The organism is Armatimonadota bacterium, from assembly GCA_031459715.1.
Classification (GTDB): Bacteria; Sysuimicrobiota; Sysuimicrobiia; order Sysuimicrobiales; family Humicultoraceae; genus Humicultor; species Humicultor tengchongensis.
Window position 1 is genome coordinate 1 of record JAVKIA010000036.1, and the last position, 26,247, is coordinate 26,247.

At 69.6% G+C, this 26,247-nt stretch carries 25 protein-coding genes; 21 read left to right on the forward strand and 4 right to left on the reverse strand.

The annotated features are described in order from the left end of the window. From QN152_11310 to mobB, 3 genes are all read left to right on the forward strand, one after another. Positions 1-615, forward strand: a 615-nt coding sequence (locus tag QN152_11310; protein ID MDR7540096.1) for an ethylbenzene dehydrogenase-related protein, incomplete at its 5' end; no start/stop codon positions are given. Between the two features lie 140 nt (positions 616-755). After that, positions 756-1,352 (forward strand): molybdenum cofactor guanylyltransferase, encoded by a 597-nt coding sequence (locus tag QN152_11315; GenBank protein MDR7540097.1) that lies wholly within the window; start codon positions 756-758, stop codon positions 1,350-1,352. After that, positions 1,349-3,136, forward strand: coding sequence for a molybdopterin-guanine dinucleotide biosynthesis protein B (mobB, locus tag QN152_11320; GenBank protein MDR7540098.1), 1,788 nt, complete (start codon positions 1,349-1,351; stop codon positions 3,134-3,136). Before QN152_11315 ends, mobB begins: the two co-directional genes overlap by 4 nt. Here the strand turns inward: mobB and sfsA are convergent. Next, on the reverse strand, positions 3,075-3,821 hold the full coding sequence (gene sfsA / locus QN152_11325) for a DNA/RNA nuclease SfsA (GenBank protein ID MDR7540099.1): 747 nt from the start codon (positions 3,819-3,821) through the stop codon (positions 3,075-3,077). The two genes, mobB and sfsA, sit on opposite strands and share 62 nt — an antisense overlap. A gap of 25 nt (positions 3,822-3,846) precedes the next feature. On the opposite strand from sfsA, the gene QN152_11330 reads away from it, so the two are divergent. Beyond that, entirely contained in the window at positions 3,847-4,203 is a 357-nt protein-coding gene (locus QN152_11330; GenBank protein MDR7540100.1) for a retroviral-like aspartic protease family protein, read from the forward strand. Between the two features lie 36 nt (positions 4,204-4,239). On the opposite strand, the gene nifJ is transcribed toward QN152_11330, so the two are convergent. Together nifJ and QN152_11340 are read right to left on the reverse strand one after the other, a co-directional pair. Continuing rightward, entirely contained in the window at positions 4,240-7,866 is a 3,627-nt protein-coding gene (nifJ, locus tag QN152_11335; GenBank protein MDR7540101.1) for a pyruvate:ferredoxin (flavodoxin) oxidoreductase, read from the reverse strand. Between the two features lie 121 nt (positions 7,867-7,987). Next, positions 7,988-8,440 (reverse strand): cupredoxin domain-containing protein, encoded by a 453-nt coding sequence (locus tag QN152_11340; GenBank protein ID MDR7540102.1) that lies wholly within the window; start codon positions 8,438-8,440, stop codon positions 7,988-7,990. A gap of 626 nt (positions 8,441-9,066) precedes the next feature. On the opposite strand from QN152_11340, the gene QN152_11345 reads away from it, so the two are divergent. From QN152_11345 to QN152_11420, 16 genes are all read left to right on the forward strand, one after another. Further along, positions 9,067-10,713, forward strand: a complete 1,647-nt coding sequence (locus QN152_11345) for a glycerol-3-phosphate acyltransferase (protein MDR7540103.1) — start codon at positions 9,067-9,069, stop codon at positions 10,711-10,713. 115 nt (positions 10,714-10,828) lie between these two features. After that, a complete protein-coding gene (locus QN152_11350) occupies positions 10,829-12,622 on the forward strand; it encodes a class II aldolase/adducin family protein (protein ID MDR7540104.1) in 1,794 nt (597 codons plus the stop codon). A 67-nt stretch (positions 12,623-12,689) separates the two neighbouring features. Beyond that, the gene (locus QN152_11355) at positions 12,690-13,925 is read left to right on the forward strand and encodes an alcohol dehydrogenase catalytic domain-containing protein (protein ID MDR7540105.1); all 1,236 of its coding nucleotides are present in this window, start codon (positions 12,690-12,692) and stop codon (positions 13,923-13,925) included. 87 nt (positions 13,926-14,012) lie between these two features. After that, on the forward strand, positions 14,013-14,735 hold the full coding sequence (locus QN152_11360) for a hypothetical protein (protein ID MDR7540106.1): 723 nt from the start codon (positions 14,013-14,015) through the stop codon (positions 14,733-14,735). Continuing rightward, on the forward strand, positions 14,716-14,940 hold the full coding sequence (locus QN152_11365) for a 4Fe-4S binding protein (protein MDR7540107.1): 225 nt from the start codon (positions 14,716-14,718) through the stop codon (positions 14,938-14,940). The genes QN152_11360 and QN152_11365 overlap by 20 nt, the downstream gene beginning before the upstream one ends. Before the next feature lie 18 nt (positions 14,941-14,958). After that, positions 14,959-16,017 (forward strand): 3-methyl-2-oxobutanoate dehydrogenase subunit VorB, encoded by a 1,059-nt coding sequence (locus QN152_11370; protein ID MDR7540108.1) that lies wholly within the window; start codon positions 14,959-14,961, stop codon positions 16,015-16,017. Beyond that, positions 16,014-16,796 (forward strand): thiamine pyrophosphate-dependent enzyme, encoded by a 783-nt coding sequence (locus QN152_11375; protein ID MDR7540109.1) that lies wholly within the window; start codon positions 16,014-16,016, stop codon positions 16,794-16,796. Before QN152_11370 ends, QN152_11375 begins: the two co-directional genes overlap by 4 nt. Positions 16,797-16,799: 3 nt before the next feature. After that, a complete protein-coding gene (locus tag QN152_11380; GenBank protein ID MDR7540110.1) occupies positions 16,800-17,363 on the forward strand; it encodes a 2-oxoacid:acceptor oxidoreductase family protein in 564 nt (187 codons plus the stop codon). A gap of 233 nt (positions 17,364-17,596) precedes the next feature. Beyond that, positions 17,597-17,740 carry a hypothetical protein gene (locus QN152_11385; GenBank protein ID MDR7540111.1) on the forward strand — a complete coding sequence of 48 codons (144 nt, stop codon included), beginning with the start codon at positions 17,597-17,599 and terminating at the stop codon, positions 17,738-17,740. Next, entirely contained in the window at positions 17,737-17,976 is a 240-nt protein-coding gene (locus QN152_11390) for an ABC transporter permease (protein MDR7540112.1), read from the forward strand. Before QN152_11385 ends, QN152_11390 begins: the two co-directional genes overlap by 4 nt. Then, complete coding sequence (locus QN152_11395) at positions 17,973-18,182, forward strand: hypothetical protein (GenBank protein ID MDR7540113.1); 210 nt, start codon at positions 17,973-17,975, stop codon at positions 18,180-18,182. Before QN152_11390 ends, QN152_11395 begins: the two co-directional genes overlap by 4 nt. A gap of 293 nt (positions 18,183-18,475) precedes the next feature. Then, the gene (locus tag QN152_11400) at positions 18,476-18,721 is read left to right on the forward strand and encodes a YbaK/EbsC family protein (protein ID MDR7540114.1); all 246 of its coding nucleotides are present in this window, start codon (positions 18,476-18,478) and stop codon (positions 18,719-18,721) included. A 32-nt stretch (positions 18,722-18,753) separates the two neighbouring features. After that, entirely contained in the window at positions 18,754-19,680 is a 927-nt protein-coding gene (locus QN152_11405) for a proline dehydrogenase family protein (GenBank protein MDR7540115.1), read from the forward strand. An 80-nt stretch (positions 19,681-19,760) separates the two neighbouring features. Then, positions 19,761-21,053 (forward strand): Nramp family divalent metal transporter, encoded by a 1,293-nt coding sequence (locus QN152_11410; GenBank protein ID MDR7540116.1) that lies wholly within the window; start codon positions 19,761-19,763, stop codon positions 21,051-21,053. Between the two features lie 3 nt (positions 21,054-21,056). Then, positions 21,057-21,998, forward strand: a complete 942-nt coding sequence (locus tag QN152_11415; protein MDR7540117.1) for a universal stress protein — start codon at positions 21,057-21,059, stop codon at positions 21,996-21,998. 93 nt (positions 21,999-22,091) lie between these two features. Further along, the gene (locus tag QN152_11420) at positions 22,092-22,574 is read left to right on the forward strand and encodes a universal stress protein (GenBank protein MDR7540118.1); all 483 of its coding nucleotides are present in this window, start codon (positions 22,092-22,094) and stop codon (positions 22,572-22,574) included. A gap of 8 nt (positions 22,575-22,582) precedes the next feature. Here the strand turns inward: QN152_11420 and QN152_11425 are convergent, their stop codons facing one another. Next, positions 22,583-24,181, reverse strand: a complete 1,599-nt coding sequence (locus QN152_11425) for a phosphoenolpyruvate carboxykinase (GenBank protein MDR7540119.1) — start codon at positions 24,179-24,181, stop codon at positions 22,583-22,585. 225 nt (positions 24,182-24,406) lie between these two features. Here QN152_11425 and nagA point away from each other — a divergent pair, with 225 nt between their 5' ends. Next, entirely contained in the window at positions 24,407-25,555 is a 1,149-nt protein-coding gene (nagA, locus tag QN152_11430) for an N-acetylglucosamine-6-phosphate deacetylase (protein MDR7540120.1), read from the forward strand. The last annotated feature ends 692 nt before the right edge of the window (positions 25,556-26,247 follow it).

Consider the following 26,247-nt stretch of genomic DNA (forward strand, 5'->3'; position numbering starts at 1 on the left):
GGCAGGATGGTCTACCTGGAGCTTTCCTGGCGAGACCCCACGTCCAACCGTACACCTACGCGCCAGGGTGTATTCACCGATGCGGCGGCGGTGCAGTTTCCCGTGAACCCGGGCGTGCTGCCCAATCCTTTCATGGGCGACCGGCAGCGCCCGGTCAACATCTGGCAGTGGAAGGCCGCCTGGCAGGACGAGCTGGCCCGTCCCCGGGACCTCCGCGCTGCCTACCCGCACATGTCGGTGGATTACTACTATGACTCGCGGTTCCTGAAGGAGGAGGCCAAGCGGCGCGCCTTCAACGCAGGGGCGGCGGCCGGCAACCTGCTCTCCCTGCCCCGCCGGGTCAGCGCCGTGGAGGACCTGGTGGCCTGGGGGTTCGGTACCCTGACCAGCCAGCCCCAGCAGGACGTGGTCGGCCTGGGCCTGTGGCAGGCCGAGCGCTGGACCGTCCTCCTGGCCCGGCCGCTGCGCACCACCGACCCCGCTGACGTCCAGTTCCTGCCGGGTGAGACCGTCTACGTGAACTTTGCCGTCTGGGACGGAGGCAACGGGGACCGCGACGGCCAGAAGAACGTCACCCTCACCTGGTGGCCGCTGCGCCTCAGCGCAGTCAGGTAGTTCACCCACGGCAGATCGGGCCGCCGCCCGATGGCCGCGACTACCGCGGCGGGATAGAGTCGATACAGCACACAGCTTTCGCGGGGCGACGACGCAGGCACGCTCACCGCGTCCTGCGTCCCGAGGGGGACGGGGGCATTATGACCCCGGTGTCGGGGATCCTGCTGGCGGGGGGGCGCGGGGTGCGCTTTCGCGGTGACAAGCGCATGGCCCGGGTGCGGGGTATTCCCCTGCTGGCCTGGACGGCCGCACTGCTGGGCTCCGTGGCCGAGGACGTGGTGGTGGTAACGCGGGACGAAGTCGGCCTGCGGGGGCGGTGGCACTACCTGCGGGACGAGATCCCCGGCCGGGGGCCGATGTGCGGGCTGCTCACCGGGCTGCGCGCCATCCGTCACCAGCGCGCCCTGGTCCTGGCGGTGGACATGCCCCTGGTGACGGTCGACTTCCTTAAATACCTGGCTAAGGCGGGGGCGGAGGCGGACATCACCCTGCCGCGGTGGGAGCGGATCGAGCCACTGGTCGGGAGCTACGCCCGAAGCTGCATCCCGCCGCTTGCCGCCTCCCTGGAGCAGGGGCGGGACTCGCTGGCCGACTTTGTGCAGTCCACCACGCTGACAGTGCGCTTCGTCGGGGAGGAGGAGGTCCGCCGCTTCGACGATCCTCGCCGCCTCTTCTTCAACATCAACGTCCCCGAAGACGTGGAGGCGGCAGAGGTCCTGCTGGGAGGGAGGAGATGATGGGGGCGGGCAGCATGTCGCCTGTAGGAGCGAAGACACCGGCGGCTACGTCGGTGCATCAGGCACGGGCCCGGATCCTGGAGGCCGTCCCGCGCCTGCCCGCTGAGGAGGTTCCCCTGGCGGAAGCAGCAGGGCGGGTGCTGGCTGCAGACATCGTGGCGCCCCGCGACCTCTGGCCTTTTCCCCGCGCGGCCATGGACGGCTACGGTCTGCGGTCGCAGGACGTGGCCGCCGCTTCCCCCGCCCACCCCGTGGGCCTGCGGGTCAGCGGGGCCGGCTTCGCCGGCGCCGCGGATCCTCCTCGGGTTGATGCCGGTACCGCCGTGCGTGTAGCCACCGGGACGCCGGTGCCGGAGGGCGCAGACGCCGTGGTGCCCTTCGAGGACGTGGAGGTGCAGGGGGACACCGTCTGGGTACGCTCGTCCCTCCCCGCCGGACGCCACGTCTTCCCCGCCGGCGAGGACGCCCGGCGAGGCGAGGTCGTACTGGCCGCCGGGACGACCCTGCGCGGAGGCCACCTGGGCCTGCTGGCCAGCCTGGGGGTCGTCACCGTGGAGGTGGTACGCCGCCCCCAGGTGGCGATCCTGGCGGTGGGTGACGAACTGGTCGAGGCCGGATCCGCCCTCCGCCCGGGGCAGGTGGTGGAGAGCAACTCTTACGCGCTGGCGGCCGAGGTGACCTCTGCCGGGGGCATCCCCCTGCGCCTGGGGATCGCCCGGGACGACCTGGACGACCTGACCTCCCGCATCCGTACGGGACTGCAGGCCGATGTGCTGATCACTACCGCCGGCATGTCTGTGGGCGAGCGGGACCTGGTGAAGGAGGCGATGCGCCGCGCGGGGGTGGACCTGCTCTTCTGGCGCGTGCCCATGAAACCGGGCCGGCCCGTGGCCTTCGGGCTGGCCGGCAGGACGGCGGTCTTCGGGCTGCCCGGGACGCCGGGTGCCGCCATGGTGGCGTTCGAGGAGCTGGTGCGCCCCGCGCTGCAGGCCATGATGGGCGGCACCCCCTCCCGCCCGTGGCTGCCGGCCAGGCTGGAGGCGCCGCTGCGCGTCCGGCCGGGTCGGTCCCGCTACCTGTGGGCGCAGGCATGGGTCTCTCCCAGAGGCCTGTGGGCGACCCCGCTGCGCGGTCAGGGGACGGCCACGCTGCGCTCCATCAGCGACGCCAACGCCCTTATCCTGATCCCCCCGGAGGTCGCGGAGCTGCGGCGGGGAGATGCCGTTCGGGTGCAGCTTCTGGCCGAGCCGGCGGTCCGGACCGAGCCGGCGGGTGTCCCCATGGTCGCCGTGGTCGGCGCCAAGGGGGCCGGGAAGACCTTCCTCATCGAGCGGCTGCTGCCGGAGCTACGGCGCCGCGGCTACCGGGTGGCCGCCATCAAGCACGACGTCCACGGATTCGAGATCGACCGTGAGGGCACCGACACCTGGCGCTTCGCCCGGGCGGGGGCGGACGTCGTGGCCATCGCCGGTCCGGGAAAGGTGGCCGTGGTGCGGGGGATCGACGGCGAGGCTTCCCTGCGGCAGGTGGAGGAGCTGGTGGGGACGGCCGACCTGATCCTGGTCGAGGGCTACAGCCGGGAGCCCGTCCCCAAGATCGAGGTCCGCCGAGCCGCGGTCTCATCCGGCCGGCCGGGCCCCGCCGGGCCGATCCTGGCGGTGGTGGCCGATGTGCCGGGAGACGGCTCGCTGGGGTTCGAGGAGATTCCGGCCCTGGCCGACCTCATCGAGAGGACACTGAAGCCAGGTCCACGGGGATCTGCCGCCGCACGGCCATCTCCCTGAGCGTGACCCGGCAGGTGTAGGCGTAGAACTCCACTCCCCGGGCGGCGGCCCGCCGGGCCTCTGCGGCGAAGCGCGGGTCGGCGGCGGCAAAGGGGCGCAGGACGGTGGCGTCGTCTCGCTGCACGAACCACACCACCGCGGCCCGCCAGCCTCTTTGCACCGCCGCGGCCAGCGCGCGCAGGTGGCGCGCGCCTCGGGCGCTGGGGGCGTCCGGAAACAGCGCAACGGTCCCGTCCACCCGGTTGCACGATTTCGTTTCCACCAGACAGGGGACGCCGCCTCCTTCGAGCACGTAGTCGACCCGCCCGCCCGGGAAGCGCACCTCCGGGCGCCGCCGCGCGTACCCGCGAAACGGCCGCAGGGTGCCCGCCTCCAGCGCCGCGGCAAACAGGCGGTTGGGCATCCGGGCGTCCAGTCCGACCCAGCGGCCGCGGTGGCGGATCAGCAGCAGCACTCCGTCGGTTCGGCCGCTGGGCTGCGGTAGGAGGTGGGCCACGCCCTGTGCCCCGGCGCGGAGGAGTTCCTCCATCCGGCCGGAGTTGGGCAGGTGCAGGTAGAGCCGTCGCCCGCCGTGGCGGGCAGATACGGCAAAGCGGTTGACCCGGCGCACCAGGACCACGGGAACCAGCGGCCGGGGCAGAGGGACGGCGGATTGATGGCTACGCCCGGTCTGGTTGACCCTCAACACAGGTCCACCCTAGCATGGAATTATGGGGACGTTTCGCGCAAGCTTCGACATCGGGGACCCCCAGGGCCAGCGCTGGGAAACCGTCGAGGCGGTGGTCGATACCGGAGCCAGTTACACATGGGTCCCAAGGGAGGTCCTCGCCCGCCTGGGCATTCAACCGCAATTCCGGCGGGAGTTCCTCACCGCTGACGGCCGGGTCATCGAGCGGGAGATGGCGGTGGCCATGGCTCGCTGGAACAGCCAGGTACTCCCCACGCTCGTGGTCTTCGCGGACGCCGGCTCGCAGCCGCTGCTGGGGGCCTATACCCTGGAAGGGTTTGGTCTCGCCCCGGATCCGCTGGCCAGGCGGCTCATCCCCGTGCGCGGCCTGGCGCTCTAACCCGTACAGTCGCCCTCCTCCGGTCGGATCCGCTCGTCACCGGTCAACGGCCCCCACTGTTTGGGCGGCCGGAGCCGCCGCCTCCACCGGGACCTTTCCCTCCACCGGCAGCTTGGCCAGCTCGGCGTAGATCCGGTAGCGGGTGCGCACGTCGTGGCGGGCCGCCTCCAGCAGGGTCTGCGCCCGCTGCGGATCCTGGTACTCCACCATGCGGAAGCGCGTCTCGTTGGAGGCGAACCTGGACAGGTCCACCTTCGGCGGCGGAGAGTCCAGCTGGAGCGGATTCTTCCCCTCCGCCACCCGCCGTGGGTCGTAGCGGAACAGCGGCCAGTACCCCGACTCCACCGCCAGCCGCTGCTGCTCCGGGCTGAGGGCCAGGTCGTAGCCGTGCATGATGCACGGGCTGTAGGCGATGATCAGGGAGGGGCCTGGGTAGCTGTCCGCCTCCAGGAAGGCGCGGACCGTCTGCGCGTCCCTGGCTCCGAAGGCCACACGGGCCACGTAGACGTTGCCGTAGGTCATGGCCATCATGGCCAGGTCCTTCTTCCCCGTGACCTTCCCAGCGGAGGCGAACTTGGCCGCCGCGCCGCGCGGAGTCGCCTTGGATTGCTGGCCGCCGGTGTTGGAGTAGACCTCGGTGTCCAGGACCAGGATGTTGACGTCGTGGCCCATGGCCAGGACGTGATCCAGCCCGCCGTAGCCGATGTCGTAGGCCCAGCCGTCCCCGCCCACAATCCAGACGCTCTTGCGCACCAGGTAGTCGGCCAGCAGGTCCAGCCGCCGCGCCTCCGGGTCGTCCAGCGCAGCCAGTTGCCGCCGCAGCTCCGCTACCCGGGCCCGCTGGGCGGCGATGCCGGCCTCCGTGGACTGGTCGGCATCCAGCAGCCCGCGCACCAGGTCAGCGTCCAGGCGTGGGGCCAGGGCCTCCAGCAGATCGCGGGCCTGCCCGGCCAGCATGTCCACGGCCAGCCGCATCCCCAGCCCGAACTCGGCGTTGTCCTCGAACAGGGAGTTGGACCAGGCCGGGCCGCGGCCGTCCCGGTTGGTGGTGTAGGGGGTGGTGGGGAGGTTCCCCCCGTAGATGGACGAGCACCCGGTGGCGTTGGCGATGAGCACCCGGTCGCCGTAGAGCTGGGTGAGCAGCTTGATGTAGGGGGTCTCGCCGCAGCCGGCGCAGGCGCCGGAGAACTCAAAGAGCGGGGTGAGGAACTGCACATCCTTCACGTCGTGCTTCAGCCGGGTGCGGTCGAACTCCGGCAGGCGGAGGAAAAACTCCCAGTTGGCCCGCTCCTGCTCCCGCAGCGGCAGCTGCGGCGCCATGTTGAGCGCCTTGTGCTGGGGGTTGGCCCTGTCTCTGGCCGGGCAGATGGTGACGCAGAGGCTGCAACCCGTGCAGTCCTCGGGCGACACCTGCAGGGCGTAGCGGTAGCCCTTCAGCTCCTGGCTGCGGTAAGGAACGCTCTTGAATGTGGGTGGGGCCTGCTCCAGCAGCCCGTCCGGCTGGAAGATCTTGGCCCGGATGACCGCGTGGGGGCAGACGAAGACGCACTTGTTGCACTGGATGCACAGCTCCTGGTCCCACACCGGGATCTCGCTGGCGATGTTGCGCTTCTCCCACCTGGTGGTGCCCACCGGCCAGGTGCCGTCCGGAGGAAAGGCGCTGACCGGGAGCAGGTCGCCCTGGCCGGCCATCAGGGCTGCGGTGACCCTGCGGACGAAGTCGGGCGCATGGTCGGGCACCAGCGGCGGCCGCCTCCGTGCTGCCGTGACCTGCGCCGGCACCTGCACCTGGTGCAGGTGCGCCAGCGTCTCATCCACCGCCTGCCAGTTCCGCCGCACCACCTCTTCGCCCTTGCTGCCGTAAGTCTTCTGGATGGCCTCCTTGATCTTGGCGATGGCCTCTTCCCGCGGAAGCACGCCGGAGATGGCGAAGAAGCAGGTCTGCATGATGGTGTTAATCCGGCCACCCATCCCCGTACGCCGCGCCACGTCCAGGGCATCGATGACGTAGAACTGCAGCCGCTTCTCGATGATCTGCTCCTGAGCCTCCCGGGGCAGGTGATCCCACACCTCTTCCGGGCCGTAGGGGGCATTGAGCAGGAAGACCGCGCCGGGGGCGGCGTGCTGCAGGACGTCCATGCGCTCCATGAACGGCCACTGATGGCAGCCCACGAAGCTGGCCCGCCGGATGAGGTAGGTGGAGCGTATGGGTCGGGGGCCGAAGCGCAGGTGGGAGATGGTCATCGCCCCCGACTTCTTGGAGTCATACACGAAGTAGCCCTGGGCGTAGTTGTCGGTTTCCTCGCCGATGATCTTGATGGAGTTCTTGTTGGCGCCCACGGTGCCGTCGGCGCCCAGGCCGAAGAAGACCGCCCGGGTCACGTCCGCCGGCTCGATGTCCAACTCAGGGTCGAAGGGCAGGGAAAGGCCTGTGACATCGTCGGTGATGCCCACGGTGAAGTGTCGCTTCGGCCGCTCCCGGGCCAGCTCGCTGAAGACGGCCACCACCATGGCCGGGGTAAACTCCTTGGAGGAGAGGCCGTAGCGTCCCCCGATCACCCGGGGCTCGGCTCCGGAAGGGAGGAGGCCGTCCTCCCGCGCCTCTCGCAGGGCCGTAACCACGTCCTGGTAGAGGGGCTCGCCCAGCGCTCCCGGCTCCTTGGTCCGGTCCAGCACGGCGATGGCCCGCACCGTGGAGGGGAGAGCGGCGATAAAGTCGGGCACGGAGAAGGGGCGGTAGAGGCGCACCTTCACCAGGCCCACCTTCTCCCCCCGCGCCAGCAGCCACTCCACGGTTTCATGCACCGTCTCCGCGGCGGAGCCCATCAGGACGATGACCCGCTCCGCCTGCGGGTGGCCCACGTAGTCGAAGAGGTGGTAGCGGCGCCCGGTGAGCTCGGCGAACCGCTCCATGGTCTGCCTGACGACCTCAGGCGCAGCCAGGTAGAAGGGGTTGACCGCCTCCCGCGCCTGGAAGAAGGTATCAGGATTCTGCGCTGTGCCCCGCAGCACGGGACGGTCGGGGGTGAGGGCGCGGCGACGGTGCGCCGCGATTTCCTCCTCCGGCAGCAGGGCCCGCAGGTCGTCGTCGCCCAGCAGGGTGATCTTGTTGATCTCGTGCGAGGTGCGGAAGCCGTCGAAGAAGTGCAGGAAGGGGACGCGGGCGCGCAGGGTGGCGGCGTGGGCGATGGCCGCCAGGTCATGAGCCTCCTGTACCGAGCCCGAGGCCAGCATGGCGAAGCCGGTCTGGCGGCAGGCCATGACGTCGGAGTGGTCTCCGAAGATGGAGAGCGCGTGGGTGGCCAGGGTGCGGGCAGCTACGTGCATGGTGAAGGCGGTGAGCTCCCCGGCGATCTTGTACATGTTGGGAATCATCAGCAGCAGGCCCTGGGAGGCGGTGAAGGTGGTGCACAGCGCCCCCGCCTGCAGCGCCCCGTGCACCGCACCGGCGGCGCCGCCCTCGGACTGCAGTTCGACCACCTGCGGGATGACTCCCCAGGCGTTGGGTATGCCCTGCGCCGCCCACTCGTCGGCGAACTCGCCCATGGGGGAGGAGGGAGTGATGGGATAGATGGCGATGACCTCGCTGGCGCGGTAGGCCACCGAGGCGGTCGCCTCGTTCCCGTCGATGGTGACGATCTGCCGCGGGCGTGACGGACGCATACTTCTCCTCCTCCGGGTCCCCCGTTACGGGCCTCTGGTGTAGTTTAGACCACGGCGGGCGTCAGAAATATCAGGCGTTCACCCGATATAGTCTAGGGTCTTTGTTCAGGTCTCAGAATCGCTACTTGACCGTCAGCGTGCCCCTCATCCCTGCTTCGTAGTGCCCCTCGACATGGCACCCAATCTCGAACGTGCCTTTCCTGCTGGGCGTGAAGTGGACGACGGCGCGCTTTCCGGGCTTGACCTCCACCTCGAAGATGCTCACCCCGGCCACGGCACCCTGGCCCTCGAACTCGACCTCCACCTCGCCCATGTCCTTGAAGAAGGTATTGGACATGACGTACTCGTCCCAGTCCTCCGGCGGGGTCTTGGGCGCGAGATAGACCATGAACTCATGCTCCACCTTCCCCTTGTTGACCAGGGTCAGCGCCGCCGGTGTCCCGGCGGTCAGGTTCACCTTGCTCGGCGTGAACCGGTAGTCGGACATTGTTACCGTCATCTTCTGCGCCTTCGGCGCCGCCGTCGCCCCAAGCGTCAATCCGGCCATCACCAGCAAGACCAACACCACCCGCACGATACTCCACATAGACATTCCCCCAAGTGGAATTTGGGATATTGAATACTAGGCGTCGGGACCAAGTTCCTGGGCCAAGTCCCATTTCTTCTGTGAAGTGGTTATCTGCCGGCGGGGGGAGGCGTCAGCATCCAGACATACGCCGGCTCCGCGACAATCCTCTCTGCCACCGGGGGACCGTGCATCTTGCGTCAACGTGAGCCCGTGTCGCCTGTGGATAGCGTTTTGCCGCCTCCGCCAGCACGTCCAATTTTCGCGAGGGATCCTCACATGGGCGACGCTGTAACCCCGCCGCTCAAGTTCGAGCAACACCGCCGTCTCCAGCGCGTGCCCCACGTTGGCCCGAGCATCCTCCGTGCCAGCGGGCACGCACGGACAGCGCGGGGCCGCCGACGCAGATGTGGGGCATCGGCATAGAGGAACAGCAGGAACTTGGCCGGCGGCACCGCATTGTGTGCAGGGGGTACCATGGAGACAGGCGGCGGCGATGTGCACAGGGCCCCAAGCAAGGAAAGGAGCACCACTACGGCGCGCATCCTCCCATCCCTCAGCGGGGAGAGGGGTACCCTGACGGCGCGCAACCTCCCCTCCAGGGGGCCGGAGGGGCTCTGCGGTGATCGTACTGGATGATCCTGCCAGTCGCGCTGCTGGCCTACGTCATCGGGGCCCTCCCGCTGGGCTACTGGGCGGTGCGCCGCCTGTCCGGACGCGACCCGCGCTGGGCCTCGGCCTACAACCTGGGTCTGGAAAGCGCGCTGGACGTGCTGGGAGCGGGAGCGGTGGCGGCCGCCTTTCTCCTCGACCTGCTGAAGGGACTGGCCGCCGTCTCTCTCGCCCGGACCACCGGCCTTCTCGGTGCCGTCCTGGCGGCGGGGGCCGTCTACTTCGGGCATCTCACCGGCCTCCCAGGCCACCCCGCCCCGCGAGCGCGCGGCGCCGGGGTGCTCTTTGGCTCCCTTGGCGGCCTGGCGGTTGCCGGGCTACCCCTACCCTACATAGTCCCGGCGCTGGCCGCGTCTGCGGCAGTGTATGCTGCCACCGGGTACGGGTCGCTGGCCGCGCTGACCCTCCCGGCGGTGCTGGCCATCGCCGCCCTGGCGGCCCCGGTCCCGCCGGCGACGAAGGCGCTTCTGTGGCTGCTGCCGGTCCTGGCGGGGGGACGCTACAAGGAAAACCTCGGGCGGATCCTGGACGGCATTGAGCCCCGGCTGGGCCGTCCCCTCCCCCTGCCCTCCGCCCGGCAGGTGGTCTGTGCCTTCCTCATTCACCCTATGAGCGTCGACGACCTGTGGCAGAGCCTGCGCTTTCGCTGGCTCAGACCCCTGGTGCAATCGAGGGTGGTTCCCCTGACCTGGGTGCAGGCGCTGGCCGAGCGCTTCAACCCCATGAAGGTGGGGGAGCTTACCGGCGTGCGCACGGGTGACGGCCGCCAGATCTGCTGCTACCTGCTCTCCACGCCGCTGCTGCCGGAGCAGATCGTCGCCAGGCCGGAGCTGGCCGTGCGGCGGGCGATCCAGGCTGCGCGGCTGGCCCGTGAGCTCGGCGCCACCACCATCGGCCTGGGCGCCTTCTGGAGCGTGGTGGGGGACAAGGGCCTGGTGGTGCAGCAGGCCGTGCCGGAGATCCACGTGACCAACGGCGGGGCCTTGACCGCGGGCACGGTCAGGGCGGCTGTCCCCAGAATCCTGGAGCGCTTTGCGGCCGGGGGGCGGGACCTGCGTCAGGTCACCGCAGCCGTGGTGGGGGCCACCGGCGTGGTGGCGTTTGGCATCGCCCGGCAGATCGCCCCGCTGGTGGGCGCGCTCATCCTGATCGCCCGCGACCGCCAGCGCCTGGAGCGCAGCGCCGCGCTCCTGCAGAGAGCGCATCCCGGGGTTCAGATCATTCCCACAACCGACATCGCCCAGATCAAGTGTGCCGAGCTCATCTTCACCGCCACCAGCGATCCGGGTGCGGTCATCTTCCCCGAGCACGTCAGGGAAGGGGCGTGGATCTACGATGACGGGCGCCCCGCGGATGTCCACCCCGCGGTGCGGCAGGTCCCCGGAGTGCGCGTCATCCCGGGGGGAGTCGTCCGTCCCCCGGGGCAGATGCGGGGGAACCTGGACCTGCATTTCGGTGACGGCACCGTCCCGGCGTGCCTGGCGGAGACCATGATCCTGGCCGCGGAGGAGGCATGGGAGCGGAAGAGCCTGGGGTCGCAGACGCGCCTGGAGGACATCCAGTTCTACCTGCAGAAGGCCCATGACCTGGGTTTCGAGATCCTGGGCTGAGGGTCGAAAATACGGTGGTTGCCCGATTCCCTTTCCCCCGATACCGGAGGTAAATGTGCTAATGACGGGCCAAAATCGGCCCAACTCCGCGCTGGCTCACCGGGGAGGTGGGGCCATGGTGTCTCAGGAGTTGCCCACGCGGCAGAAGCTGCTCCGGCTCATTCGCGAGTCCGGCGGAGCGACCCTGGCCGACCTGCGGCAACGTACCGGACTCTCCCGCTCTACACTGCGGCAGCACCTGGGGCGGATGGCCCGCGACGGTGTTGTCCAGAGCTTCCTGGTGAAGCGGCCCTCGGGGCGGCCACCGCTGATGTACCGGTTGACGCCGCAGGCCGAGCTGGCCAGCCCGGAGACCTACCTGGCCTTCCTGCGGGCGCTCTTTGACACCCTGCGCACCCGGGGGCCGGAGCGGGTGGAGGCGCTCCTGCGAGAGGTGGCGGTGCGCGTGGCCGCGCAGCACCCGGAGATCCGCGGCCTGCCCGATGTGGGCGCCCGCCTGGAGGCGGTACGCCGTCTGTTCTTCAACGACGCCGAGGCCACGCCGGTGATGCAGACCGACGACGGCTTCCAGTTCTCCCTCTACACCTGTCCGCTGGCCCCGCTGGCCCTGGAGTTCCGCGACCTTTGCTGCGTCACCCGGGAAGTCATCCGAGGGTTGGTAGACCGTGAGGTGGAGCAGTCCGAGTGGATCGTCCGCGGAGATCCCCGCTGCACCTTCGCCGTGCGCGCCGCAGCCAACGGGAACGGGGACGGCGCGGCCGCCGGTCCTGGAGCTCCACAGGTCGCAGGGAGGCGACGCAGCTCCCCACCCCCCCAGGCCCCCGAGCCCATCACCTTCGCCTTCGCCGGCACCTACACCGACCCCGTGCTGGCGCAGATGGCAGAGGGGCTGCGCCAGGTCTTCACCCGCCACGGCCACCGCTTCTCTCAGAGGGAGGACGAGGAGCTGCGCCTGGTGTTCAACTTCATCGACGCCGCTCGCCCCCGGCCCTACCGGCGCAAGGGGAAGGGCACCTTCCTGGTGACCGTGGCCGTGACCAACCGCCAGCCGGACAACGTGCTCAAGGAGGGCTACCCGCTGCTGATTCGCTCCCTGGGCAACCTGATGATCTACCTGGTGCGCGCCGCGGGGCGCGTGGAGACTCACTTCGTGACGCTGGAGCAGGGGACGTACCGGATCCCTGATCTGACCGGGGACGCCTACTTTGCCCACCTCTACGAACGTCTGCTGCCGCTGGCCTGTTCGGAGCTGGTTATCGATAACGAGTTCCACACCGACCTGCCGCCGGAGCTCTGGCAGGGGGACGAGCTGACGGCGCAGCTGGCCGAGGCTGGCCGGAGGCTGGACGCTCTGAACCTCCTGCCCGCCCCCTTCCCCATGGGCGAGCTGCTCCCCGCCCGCGACCTGAGGCACATCGAGCGCCTCTTCGGCATCGGCGGCCTCTCCTACGGCAACCTCAGCGTGCGCAAGGACGCCACCCGCTTCTGGATGAGCGCCTCGGGCGTGGACAAGGGCAACATGCGGGAGATCGGGCGGGACATGCTGTTGGTGAAGGGCTTCGACCCGCAGCGGAAGGTGATGCTGCTCTCCGTGCCTCCGCACGTCAAGCCGCGGCGCGTCTCGGTGGACGCCATCGAGCACTGGATGATCTACAGTGAGCACCCCCAGGTGGGCGCCATCGTCCACGTGCACGCCTGGATGCAGGGGATCCCCTCCACCGCCATCAACTACCCCTGCGGCACCATCCAGCTGGCGCAGGCGGTGGCGGAGAAGGTGCGCCAGGCCCCCGACCCGGCCCGCGCCGTGGTCGGCCTGAAGAACCACGGCCTGACCATCACCGGGCGAACGCTGGCGGACATCTTCGATCGGCTGGAGGCGGGCTTCATCCGCCAGGTTCCCATGTCATAGGCACCTGATGACCATCCGCCCGCCGGGACAGGCTTCCTGGCCCGGAGCAGCGAAATTGTGAGCCGCGATGCGGGCGCTCCTATTCAACCCCACCATCCCACGGTTCGCCGTCACACGACTCTCGGCAGGTATCAGCCGGCGGGCCCTGTGGGGGCGCTTCTCCCCGCTGCAGTACACCCAGGTGCCGGATCCACCGCTGCCCGCCGCGAATTGGGTTCGGGTGAACACGCGCCTGGGGGGGATCTGCGGGAGCGACCTCTCCATGCTCCACCTGCACACCAGTATGGTGACCTCAGCCTACACCTCCTTCCCTTTTGTGCCCGGGCACGAGAGCGTGGGCACCGTGGTTGAGGTGGGTCCGGCGGTGACCGACCTGGCGGTGGGGCAGCGGGTGACTGTGGAGCCCATCCTGCCCTGCCTCGCCCGCGGGATCGACCCACCCTGCAGCAACTGCGCGGCGGGGGATTACAACCTGTGCCTGCGCTTCACGGAGGGGCAGATCAGCCCCGGGCTGTTCATCGGCTACTGCCGGGACACCGGGGGAAGCTGGGGGGAGAACTTCGTGGCCCACCGTTCGCAGGTCTTCCCCGTGCCCGACCACGTCAGCGACGGCAACGCCCTGCTGGCGGAGCCCCTGGCGGTGGCCGTTCACCCGCTGCTGCGGCACCGGCCGGCGGATGGCAGCACCGTTCTGGTGGTCGGCGGCGGTGTGATCGGGCAGTGTGCTGTCGCCGCTATTCGCGCCCTGCATCTGCCCGTGCGTGTGGTGGCCCTGGTGAAGTATGCCTTCCAGGCGGAGATGGCTCGCCGCCTGGGCGCGGATGCGGCTCTGCTGCTGGGCAGGGGGGACGTGCACTACGATGCCATCGCCGAGCTCACGGGCGGGATTCTGCGCCGACCCCTGCTGGGCAAGCGCGTGCTCATCGGCGGTTGCGATCTGACGCTGGAGTGCGTGGGCTCCTCCCGCAGCGTCGATGACGCCCTCCGGCTCACCCGGCCCGGAGGGAGGGTGGTGATCCTGGGCCTGGCCGCCACGCTGCGGGGGGTGGATTGGGGGCCGATCTGGCTGACGGAGCTCACCGTCACCGGCAGCCATGTCTACGGCGTGGAGACGTGGAACGGGGAGCGGCGGCGCACCATGGAGATCGTCCTGGAGTGGATGGCCGCGGGGCGCGTGGACCTGGCGCCGCTGCTCACCCACCTTTACCCCCTGGGGGCCTACCCCCAGGCCTTCACCACCGCCATGGGAAAGGCCAGGACCGGTGCCTTCAAGGTGGCCTTTCAGTTCGGCCGGACGGTCTAGACGTAGAGGTTGGCCTCCAGGGGGAATCGGGTTGTCGCCCGATACCCGCCCCCGGTCCCTCCTGGTACCGTGAGAGGCGGGATATTCATGCGCCGCCGCGTCGAGGTCTTCATCGGCCCATTTGGCAGCGGCAAGACTGAAGTGGCCCTCAATCGCAGCCTCCTGCTGGCGGCGCGGGGGGCTGCGGTTACCCTGGTCGACCTGGACATCGTGGATCCCTTCTTCCGCGCCAGGCAGGTGCGGGAAGTCCTGGCGCAGGCGGGCGTCTCCCTCGTGGCCCCCGAGGGCAAGTGGTCGGAGGCCGACCTGCCGCTACTCATCCCCCAGGTGTTTGAAGCCCTGCAGCGACCCGGCTCCATTCTCCTGGATGTGGGCGGGGAGGCGCAGGGCGCCCTCGTCCTGCGCCAGGTACGCGCCCTGCTGCCGGAGGACGCCGAGGTCTTCCTGGTGGTCAACCCCTACCGCCCGGTCATGGGTACGGCGCTACGCATCGCCGAGATGGGGCAGGCCCTGGAGGCCGCCGGGAATGTGACCGTAACCGCCCTGGTCAGCGTGCCGCACCTGGGGGAGGAGACCAGCGCAGAAGTGGTGCAGCAGGGACATGCCGTCGTCTGCGCCGCGGCGGCCCTGCTGGGGGTGCCGGTGCGCTGGCTGGCCGTGCGCGAGCCGCTGCTGGGGAGCGCGCCGCCGGGGACGGAGATCCTGCCGCTGCGTCTGTTCATGCGGCCCCCCTGGGAGGTACCGGAGTGGGCCGCCTCGGCGCAGACCTCGCGCGTGGGAGGCGGACCGCATGGCCAGGATCGTCATTGACCAGGAGCGGTGCAAAGGGTGCCAGCTCTGCGTGCAGTTCTGCCCGCCGAGGGTGCTGACCATGAGCTCCCGCCTGAACAGCCGCGGCTTCTACACCGTGGAGCTGATGGACGAGGGACGCTGCACCTCCTGCGCTGCCTGCGCGCTGGTCTGTCCGGACGTGGTCATCACCGTCTTCAAGCCCGAGCGGGTCAGGGCGGCCTGAGGGAATGAGGTGAGGCCGGTGGAGCGGATGCTGATGAAGGGGAACGAGGCTATTGCCGAGGCGGCGCTGCGCGCCGGGGTGCAGGCGTACTTCGGCTATCCCATCACCCCGCAGAGCGAGCTGCCCGAGTACATGGCGCGGGAGCTGCCGGGCCGCGGCGGGGTCTTCCTGCAGGCGGAGTCCGAGGTGGCCGCCATCAACATGGTCTACGGCGCGGGAGGCGCCGGAGCCCGGGTGATGACCTCGACCAGCAGCCCGGGGGTCAGCCTGATGCAGGAGGGGCTCTCCTACCTGGTGGGGGCAGAGGTGCCCTGCGTGATCGTAAACATGGTGCGCGGCGGCCCCGGCCTGGGCAACATCGCCCCGGCTCAGAGCGACTACTTCCAGGCCACCAGGTCAGCAGGCCACGGCGACGGTCGGCTGATCGTCCTGGCGCCGTCCACCATCCAGGAGGCGGCCGACCTGACCATCCTGGCCTTCGACCTGGCGGAGCGCTACCGCAACCCGGTGATGATCCTGGGCGACGGGATCCTGGGTCAGATGATGGAGCCGGTGAGCTTCCCCCCGCCGGTGCAGCGGCAGCGGGACCTTTCCTGGGCCACCACCGGTGCCGGTGAAGGGCCGCGCCGCCTGATCAACTCCATCTACCTGGATCCCGACGAGCTGGAGCAGCACAACCTGCACCTGCTGGAGAAGTACCGCCGGGCGCAGCAGGAGGAGGTGCGCTGGGAGGCCTACCGCATGGAGGATGCGCGGCTGGCGGTGGCTGCCTACGGACTGGCGGCGCGGGTGGCCCGCTCGGCGGTGGATCGGGCACGGGCTCAGGGGATCGCCGCCGGCCTGCTGCGGCCGGTCACCCTCTTCCCCTTCCCCGTGGCCGCCTTCCGCCAGGCAGCGGAACAGGTGCGTGCCTTCCTGGTCGTGGAGATGAGCGCCGGGCAGATGGTGGAGGACGTGCGCCTGGCCGTGGAGGGCCGCGCTCCCGTGCGCTTCTACGGGCGGTTGGGAGGCGTGGTCCCCACGCCGCCGGAGGTGGTGCAGCAGATCGAGCAGCTGGCCGCGGAGGTGGCGCCATGAAGCAGGTCACAGCGCGGCCGAAGGTGCTCTTGGACGTCCCTATGCACTACTGCCCCGGGTGCACCCACGGGGTGGCGCACCGGCTTGTCGCTGAGGCTATTGACGAGCTCGGCATCCGCGGCAGGACCATCGGGGTGGCCTCAGTGGGTTGCTCCGTCTTCATGTACAACTACTTCGACCTGGACTTCCAGCAGGCCGCTCACGGCCGCGCCCCGGCGGTGGCCACGGGGATCAAGCGCGTCCTGCCCGACCGCATCGTCTTCACCTACCAGGGGGACGGCGATCTGGCGGCCATCGGCACGGCGGAGATCGTCCACGCCGCCAACCGGGGAGAGAACATCACCGTGATCTTCATCAATAATGCCGTCTACGGCATGACCGGCGGGCAGATGGCTCCCACCACGCTGCTGGGCATGCGCACCACCACCACGCCCTTCGGGCGTGACGCCAGGCAGGCCGGCTATCCCATTCGCGTGGTAGAGCTGTTAAACACGCTGCGCGGCCCCGCCTACCTGGCCCGAGTGGCTCTGGCCGGTCCGGGAAACATCCACAGGGCGAAGAAGGCCATTCGCCGCGCCTTCCAGACCCAGGTGGAGGGCAAAGGCTTCTCCCTGGTGGAGGTCCTGTCCACCTGCCCGGTGACCTGGGGGCTGCCGCCGGTGGAGGCGGTCCGCTGGCTGGAGGAACACATGCTGCCGGAGTTCCCCCTGGGTGAGTTCAGGACGCCTGAGCCCCGGGAGGCAGTCCTGATGCCGCTGGGTGGGGGGAAGGAAGGGTAGCCGGTGGCCACGACGGAGCTGGTGATCGCGGGGTTCGGCGGCCAGGGCATCCTCTTCCTGGGGGAGGTACTGGCGCACGCCGCCGTGGTGGAAGGCAAGAACGTGACCTGGATGCCCGCCTACGGGCCGGAGCAGCGGGGAGGGACGGCCACCTGCACGGTGGTCATCGCCGACGAGCCCATCGGCTCTCCGGTGGTTTCCGACCCGCCGGCAGTCATCGTCATGAACCGCCCTTCCCTGGAGAAGTTCGAGCCGCGAGTGCGCAGTCGCGGGCTGCTTATCGTTAACTCCTCGATTGTGGACCGCCCGGTGCGGCGAGGCGACGTGCGTGTGCTCCTGGTGGACGCGGTACGGGAGGCGACCGCGCTGGGAGATGCCCGGGCGGCCAACATGGTGCTCCTGGGGGCCTTCCTGGCTGCCGAGCCGGTGGTCTCCCTGCCGGCCGTGGAGCAGGCCCTGCGCCAGATGTTGCCGCCCGACCGGGCGGCACTGGTGACGCTCAACCTCTCGGCCATCGCCCGCGGGAGGGAGGTCGCCCGGGAGCAGTTGCTGTTGCAGCGGGTGTAGGAGCGCCGGTCCACCGGTTGCAGGCGGGCCAATCGAAGCGGGTGCTGCGCGTCCCTCCCCCCGCCATCCCGCTCGTATCCTTGCCTGCCGTGAGTACCGATGCCGTGCGCAGACTGCCCCCGGTGGCAACGACGTGTGGTGGAGACGATGGATCGTGAATGATCTCACATGTGGATGCACGGGGCAAGGGGCACCAGGCCCTCCGGGGAAAGGGAACATACGCGTTGCATGGGGTGAGGGATGACCACCGTCTTTCTCCGGGGCGGATCGGGGTCAACCGCGCCGGAGTGGACGAGGGGATCATGCTCAACGCCGCCGGGTACGTCACCGAATGCATGCACGACGTCTACGGGCGCCCACCCCCTGCGGCAGAGTGACCATCCGGGCCACCGCCCAGACCTATGTCCCCACGGAAGTCGTCTTCGACCAGCGGGGGCAGGCCGTGAAGCGGGTTACCTTCGGCGGGGTCGTGTCGGCCGGCCTCATGGTGGTGAACACCGTCTACCTGCACCTGATGGAGCGGATCCGCGAGTTCGGCGTGATCATGGCCTGGGCGCCGGCCGGCGCGCTGTGGCCATCATGGTGCTGTGGGAGAGCTTATGGCTGTGTGTGAGCGGCGCCGTCGCCGGGACGCTGGCCGGGTTGCTACTGGTCTCGCGCCTGGGCCCCGGCTTCAGCCTGCCTGTGGTTCTCCAGGAAGGAGGCGGTCTTCGGCTATCCGCGCATCCTCTACGCCAGCATCCGGCCTCCGGCAGCGGCAAGAGCACCTTGCCCCACCTCGTGGGCGGGCTGGACCATTCCACCGACGGGGAGGTGTAGTTCGAGGGTCAGCGCATCGACCGGCTGGACCGCAACCGGCTGGCGCACCTGCGGTTGTGGAACGTCGGCTACGTATTTCAGGCCTACAACCTCATCCCGGTGCTCACGTCCATGGAGAACCGCGGCCTTCGTGCTGAAGCTGCTTAGGGTAGGCGGACGGAGCGGGAGCGCGTGGCCTGCCGCGCGCTGGAGCAGGATGCGCATCGGTCTGTGACAGCGCAATCGGTTCTGCGCCCGATGGGCGCCGCCGGACGACGGTGCGATGCTGAAGCCGGGCGCAGCGGCTGGCCGCCCTGGAGCAGGTCAGCGGCTACTGGGTGGCCAAAGTGGTCATGGCCGTATCCGATGGCATGCCGGTCATGCTGGTGCTCCCGGTGCCGTACCGGGTGGCCCTGGTTCGGCTGAAGGAGGCGCTGGGCGCGATGTCGGTCCGCCTGGCCCGGGAGGAGGAGTTCGCCCACCTGTTCCCCGACTGCGAGGTGGCGCCGTGCCGGCGTCCCCGGGTGGGTGACTTCGCCCTCTCCCCCCGGGCGGCCTGAGCCCTTCGGACACGGCTGGAGGGAGGACGGTCTTGAGCCAGCGTGTCCTCCGCCATACGCTCCTGACGCTTGCCCGCAGCGGCAGGGCGCGGCAGGCGGTGACCCGCACCCCGTTCTTCCGCCCGGCAGTGCGCCGCTTCATTGCCGGGGAGACGCTGGAGGAGGCGCTGGCGGTAGTGGCGCAGCTCAATGCCCGGGGCCTGCTGGCCACGCTGGACGTCCTGGGGGAGGCCACGGTCAGCGAGGCGGATGCACGGGCGGCGGCGTCGGCCTACATGGAGGTCCTGGAGGCCATCGCCCGGACCGGGCTGCAGGCCAACGTCTCCCTCAAGCTCTCCCAGCTGGGGCTGGACATCTCCCCGGACCTGGCCACCGAGCTGCTGGGCAGCGTTGTGCAGCAGGCGGCGGCGCTTGGGAACTTCGTCCGTGTAGACATGGAAGACAGCAGCCGCCTGCCGGCTACCCTTCAAGTATTCGACCGCGTCTGGGATGCAGGGTGGCGCAACATCGGCATCGTACTGCAGGCCTACCTCTACCGCACCCCCGAGGACGCGGAGCGCTACATCCGTCGGGGCGTGAACATCCGGCTGTGTAAGGGCGCATACGACGAACCGCCGGCAGTGGCCTTCCCGCGCAAGGCGGACGTGGACCGCCAGTTTGCCCGCCTGAGCCATCGCCTGCTTACAGCCGGGACCTATGTGGCCATCGCCACCCACGATGAGTCCCTGATCGCCCATGCCCGCGCGGTGGCCGCCGCCTATGCCATCCCCTCCACCCGCTACGAGTTTCAGATGCTTTACGGCATCCGCCGCGATCTGCAGGAGGCGCTGGTGGGTCAGGGATATCGCCTCCGCGTCTATGTGCCCTTCGGCACCCACTGGTATCCTTATTTCATGCGCCGCCTGGCGGAGCGGCCGGCCAATGTCCTCTTCCTGGCCAGGCACCTGGTCCGCGGGTAGACCCCAGCCGGTGTGAGCCTGGCCGCCCCGGTCGCGCCGGCCTCCGCAAGGACGGCGGCGCCCGGGCGCTGGAGGGGGAGATGGCACGCAAGGCCGGAAGCGGACGCCTGGACACCATCACCGCCGCGGTGGAGGTGCTGGAAGGACGCAGTACCCGCCGCGGGCTGGCCCGCCTCCTGCCCTTCCTCGGCCCGGCCTTCGTCGCCAGCGTGGCCTACATCGACCCGGGGAACTTCGCCACCAACATCCAGGGCGGGGCGGAGTTCGGCTATCTGCTTCTGTGGGTCATCCTGGCCAGCAACCTGACGGCCATGCTGGTGCAGGCCCTCTCCGCCAAGCTGGGCATCGCCACGGGTCGCAACCTGGCGGAGCTGTGCCGCGACCAGTTCTCCCGGCCCGTGGTCTGGGCCATGTGGGTGATCAGCGAGCTGGTGGCCATGGCCACCGACCTGGCGGAGTTCCTGGGGGCGGCGCTGGGGTTCTACCTGCTGCTGCGCATCCCCCTGCTGCCGGCGGCCTTGCTCACCGGAGTCGTCACCCTGGCGATCCTGGCGCTGGAGCGCCGCGGCTTTCGGGCCATCGAGGCGGTGATCACTGCCTTTGTGGGGGTGGTGGCACTGTGTTACGTGGTCGAGACGATCCTGGACCGGCCGAACTGGCTCTCCGTGGCCCGCCACGCCGTCGTCCCCGGGTTCGCCGGCACGGAATCCGTCCTGCTGGCCGCGGGCATCCTGGGCGCCACCGTCATGCCTCACGCGGTCTTCCTGCACTCGGCGCTGACGCAGCGCCGCATCGTCCCCCGCGATGGTGCCCAGGCGCGGCGCATCTTCCGCTTTGAGGTCATCGACGTGATCATCGCCATGGGCCTGGCCGGGCTGGTTAACGCGGCGATGCTGATCATGGCCGCCTCCACCTTCTACGCGCGGGGGCTCACCGAGATCGCCAGCATCGAGGAGGCCTACCGCACCCTGACCCCCCTGCTGGGGCCGGCCAGCAGCACGGTATTCGCCGTCTCCCTGCTCGCCTCCGGCCTCTCCTCCTCTACGGTGGGGACCATGGCCGGGCAGGTGATCATGCAGGGCTTCCTGCACCGGCAGATCCCCATCTGGCTGCGTCGCCTGGTGACCATGGCCCCGGCCATCGCGGTCATCGCCATGGGGCTGGACCCCACCCGCACCCTGGTCATCAGCCAGGTGATCCTCAGCTTCGGCCTGCCCTTTGCCCTGGTACCTTTGGTCCGCTTCACCAGCCGCCGCGTCCTCATGGGGGAGCTGGTCAACGGGACCGGGACCACAGTGGTGGCGGGGGTGCTGGTGGCCATGATCATTGCCCTGAATCTGTTTCTGCTTTACCGGATTGCCGCGGGAGGCTAGCCCATGTTCCGTCACATGCTGGTCCCTCTGGATGGCTCGCGGCTGGCGGAGGCCGTGCTCCCGGTCGCCGCCACCCTGGCCCGGGCCCTGGACGCGCAGGTCACCCTGCTGCACGTGGTCGAGCCGGGTGCCCCGCCCACGGTGCACGGCGACGTGCACCTGACGCGGGCGGGGGAGGCGGATGGCTACCTGCGCGGGGTGGCGGAGGCGATGGTCGCCCAAGGAGTGCGGGCGGACGTAGCGGTGGACCAGGGGGCCGACGTGGCCGGGGTCATCGCCAGGCGTGCGGCCAGCCTGGGCGTGGACCTGATCGTCCTGTGTACCCACGGCCGCGGCGGGGTGCGGGCGCTGCTCTTCGGGCGGGTGGCAGAACAGGTCCTGGCGCGGGGGACGGTTCCCGTGCTGCTCATGGCTCCCACCGCGGTGCGACGTGAGCAGGTCTGGACCGTCCGCCGGCTGCTTGTCCCGCTGGATGGCAGCCCTATGGCCGAAGCCGCGCTGCCCGCGGCGGCAGCGCTGGCCCGCGCCCTGGTCGCGGAGGTGGCCCTGGTGATGGTAGTGCCCACGGTGGCCACCATCGCCGACGACCGGGCAACGGCCGCCCGTCTCATGCCCACCGCCGGAGCCGCGCTGCTGGACGTCGAGGCGGAGCAGGCGGTGACGTACCTGCAGGAGATCACGGCGCGGCTGGTGCGGGAGGGGGTGAGGGTGGCCGCGTCCGTAGAGCGGGGCGAGGCGGTCCGCGTGCTCCTGGACCGGCTGGCAGGTCCGGAGGTGGACCTGCTGGTGATGGCCACCCACGGTCGCTCGGGCGTCTCCGCGGTGTGGGCGGGTAGTGTGGCCTCCCGCCTGGTGGCCCGCGCCTCCCGCCCCGTGCTGCTTATCCGCATCCCCCGCGGCGACAGCCAGGCGAGCCTGCAACTCGACCTTCCACGGAGCGGGTGATGGTGGTACTGGTGGATGGAGAGTACGCCAAGGAGACGACGGTGGCCTGACCTCCCGGTCCGCGTGTCGTCGCTGGAGAGGGGAGGCAGGGAGATGACAGGGGAGCAGCAGGCAGCGGGTCCGGAGGTGCGGGTGCGACGCATCCTCTTTCCCACCGATTTCTCCCCGGGGGCGGAGACGGCTGCCCACTGGGCGGAGGTGATGCGCCGCACCTTCGGCGCGGAGCTCGTGATCCTGCACGTGCTCGACCTGAGCCTGGCGGGGCTGGCCGGGCTTTCCACGCAGGTGGCCATGATGCCGGCCGTGGACGAGCTGGTGGAGCGGGTGCGTGCGGAAACTGCGGAGGAGATGGCCCGGCTGCAGGCACGTTTCCCCCAGGCGCGGACGGTGTTGCGGGAGGGCTCCACCCGGCCGACCATCCTGCAGGTGGCCGAGGAGGTTGGAGCCGACCTGATCGTCATGGGCACCCACGGGCGCACCGGCCTGGCCCGCGTCCTCCTGGGCAGCGTGGCGGAGTACGTGGTGCGGCACAGCCGCATCCCGGTGCTGACCATCCGGGAAGCAGAGTCAAAGTGACCTGAGATTCACCGGCGCGGTCCCGCAGCCCGCACGGCCTCGGGGACCTGGTGGGCAAACTGCGCGAAGTTCTGGGCGAACATCTCCGCCAGCTTTTGCGCCTGCAGGTCGTAGGCCCCCCCATCCCCCCACGTCTCCCGGGGATTGAGGATCTCCGCAGGAACGTCAGGGACGGCGGTAGGGACGGCCAGGCCGAAGACGGGGTCAGGTCGCAGGGGCACCTCCTCCAGGGCGCCGTCCAGGGCGGCGCGGACCATGGCCCTGGTGTACTCCAGGCGGATGCGCCGGCCGACGCCGTACGGGCCGCCGCTCCATCCGGTGTTGACCAGCCAGGTGGCCACGCCGTGGCGGCGGAGGCGCTCGCCCAGCATCTCCGCGTAAACGATGGGAGAGAGGGCCATAAACGGCGCGCCGAAGCAGGCGCTGAAGGTGGCCTGCGGCTCGGTGACGCCCCGCTCGGTGCCCGCCACCTTGGCCGTATACCCGGAGAGGAAGTGGTACATGGCCTGGGGGGGAGAGAGGCGGGCGATGGGCGGAAGGATCCCGAAGGCGTCGGCGGTAAGCATGATGACGGCGCGCGGGTGGCTGCCCAGCCCGTCGCGGGTGGCGTTGGGGATGTGCGTGATGGGGTACGCCGCCCGGGTGTTCTCGGTAAGGGAATCGTCGTCCAGGTCCACCCTGCCTGTAGTACTGTCGAAGCCCACGTTCTCCAGAATGGTGCCGAAGCGGCGGGTGGTCTCGTAGATCTCCGGCTCCGCCTGGGGGGAGAGGCGGATCACCTTGGCATAGCAGCCCCCCTCACAGTTGAAGATACCGCGGTCGCTCCACCCGTGCTCGTCGTCGCCGATGAGGCGGCGTGCCGGGTCGGCGGAAAGGGTGGTCTTGCCGGTCCCCGAGAGGCCGAAGAAAATGGCCACATCACCTCCAGAGCCCATGTTCGCCGAGCAGTGCATGGAGAGCACACCCCGCTGCGGAAGCAGGTAGTTGAGCAGCGTGAAGACCGACTTCTTGATCTCCCCTGCGTAGTGGGTGCCCCCGATAAGGACCAGGCGCTGTCCGAAGTGGATGACGATGAAAACCTCTGAGCGGGTGCCGTCCAGCTCGGGGATGGCGTGGAAGTTGGGCGCGTGAATTACGGTGAACTGGGGAACATGGGCGGGCAGCTCCGCCCGGTGGGGGCGGATGAACATGACCCGGGCGAAGAGGCTGTGCCAGGCGGTCTCGGTGATCACCCGCAGGGGAAGGCGGTATTCCGGGTCAGCGCAGACAAAGCAGTCCTGGACGAACAGGTCCTTCCCCTGGAAGTAGGCCAGCAGGCGACGGTGCAGGAGATCAAACTGCTCTGGCGGCATGGGCCGGTTCACCGGCCCCCACCAGATGTGCTCTGCGCTGGATGGCTCCTGCACCACGAACTTGTCGTTGGGGGAACGCCCTGTGTGATGTCCGGTGCGCACCACCAGCGGGCCCAGGTGCGCCAGCCGGCCCTCCCGGCGCCGGATGGCCTCCTCGTAGAGCTGCGGTGTGGTCAGGTTCCAGTAAATGTTGTTCACGTTGCGGAAACCGTGGTGCTCCACCCCATACCGACTGTGGACGCCCGGCGTTTCCATGGACGCTTCCTCCCGACAGTTCGAGGCGTGTTGGAGAGTGTTCGCCTGCCGCAGGCCCGGCCCCTGGCCGGGATTGCGATCCCGAGGAGTTTGAGGCCAGGGAGGGGCGCTGGCAGGGAAGAGAGATGCGGCCAGGGAGGACGACCGGCGGGTCGGGGGCGAAGGCTAGTCTGATCTGATGCCTGCAGCGGCAGCATCGGCGCCGCGCGCTCCCGCGGAGCGAGAATGAAGAGACACCCCGAGAGGCTGGTCCTGGCGGCCGGCCGGGTGATCACCCCCCGGGGTGACCTCACACCGGCGGTGGTCACCGTCGTCGGCGAGCGTATCGTGACGGTGCGCCAGGGAAGGGCGCGCCGCGCCGATCTGTCCGCACCTGAGGGCATTCTGGCGCCGGGGCTGATCGACCTGCAGGTCAATGGCGCATCCGGCGTCGACTTCCTCTCGGTGGGAACGGGCACCCGCCTGGAGGGCGTCTGCCGCTACCTTCTCTCCACGGGAGTGACCGCGTTCCTGCCGACGCTGATTACAACGCGGCCTCCCCGTCTGCGCGCCGCGCTGGCCTGGTGGCGGCGTACCGCGGCGGAGCTGCAGGCGCCCCGTGTCCTCGGCCTGCACCTGGAGGGGCCGTTCCTCCATCCGGCGTTCAGGGGAGCGCACGACCCCCGGCTCCTCCGCCCCCCTGACGGCGGCCTGGTGAGACTGCTGGACGAGGCGCCGGGGCTGGTGCGCATGGTCACCCTGGCTCCGGAACTGCCCGGAGCGGACCGCCTCATCGAGGAGTTGCGGCGGCGTGGCTGTGTGATCTCGGCCGGGCACACGGCGGCTGCCTACGAGCAGGCCATGCTGGCCTTTGCCCGCGGCGTCCACGTGGTAACCCACCTGTTCAATGCCATGCGCGGTCTGCACCACCGGGAGCCGGGTCTGGCCGCTGCGGCGCTGGATCACCCCCGCGTCACCGTGGGGCTGATCGCCGACCTGGTCCACGTGCACCCGGCGATGGTCCGGCTGGCCGTGCGCCTGAAGGGCTGGAGGCGGGTGGCCCTGGTGACCGACGCCATCGCTGCCGCCGGCCAGCGGGTGCGCACCACCCGGCTGGCCGGCCGGCGCGTGCGGATCACAGACGCGCCGCGCCTGGCCGACGGTACCCTGGCCGGGAGCATCCTGGCGCTGGATCAGGCTGTGCGCAATGTGGTGGCCCTGGGCGTGCCCCTGCGCCAGGCCGTGCTTATGGCCTCGGCAGTCCCGGCGCGGGTTTTGCAGCGGCGGGATCTGGGGCGCATCGCCCCCGGTGCCCGCGCGGACCTGGTCCTGTTCGACCGGGAGCTGCGTGTGGTCGAGGTGTTTGTGGGAGGGCGGCGGGTCTACGGAGAGTGACCGCTTCCCCCGGGCGGTAGCAGGTGAGATTTCTCAGACGTAATCCTGATACTAGTACGTGACGTCTAGGATGAGTCAATGTCGATGACACTCGGGACGGAGGCCGCAGTGGCCGCAGCCGCGCGATTGAGGCAATGGGTGGTGTCGAGAGTTTTGTGCAAAAGCCTTTGAGCGGGAACGCATCCCCCACCGGGTATTGAGGCCGCTGATCACCGCATAGGTGATGCGGTCACAGCTGGCCAGGTTGGTGAAGCAACTCATCGGGTGGACCCGCTGCCAGATTTCCCGGAAGGCTCGCTCAATGCCATTGGTGTGCCGTATGAAGATGTCGGGTGCCCTCTTCAGTAGCCGCACGAATAACCCAGCTACGTTAAGGTGAGACCATCCGGGAGAGGGGCACTCGGGAGCACGCAGGACGGGCAGGCGGGTGACGTACCATGAGCTGCGAGCCCGCGTTAGTAGTTGGCCGCCCCTGCGACTGGCCCGGATGCGCTGCGAGCGCGAATCTGTTGGTGTCGTGCTGCCCGCCGGGCTCCCATTTCGGGGGGATGCCGTTGCGCTTCATCGACCTAGTGTCCTGAACCAGAAATTCGTTGACAATTTTCTTGTGGTGCGGTATGGTGGGGCAAAGCGAGGTGACCGTCACGATGCGTCGAGGTCGTCCCCTGCCGCCCCTGACCTTGACCGCCGAC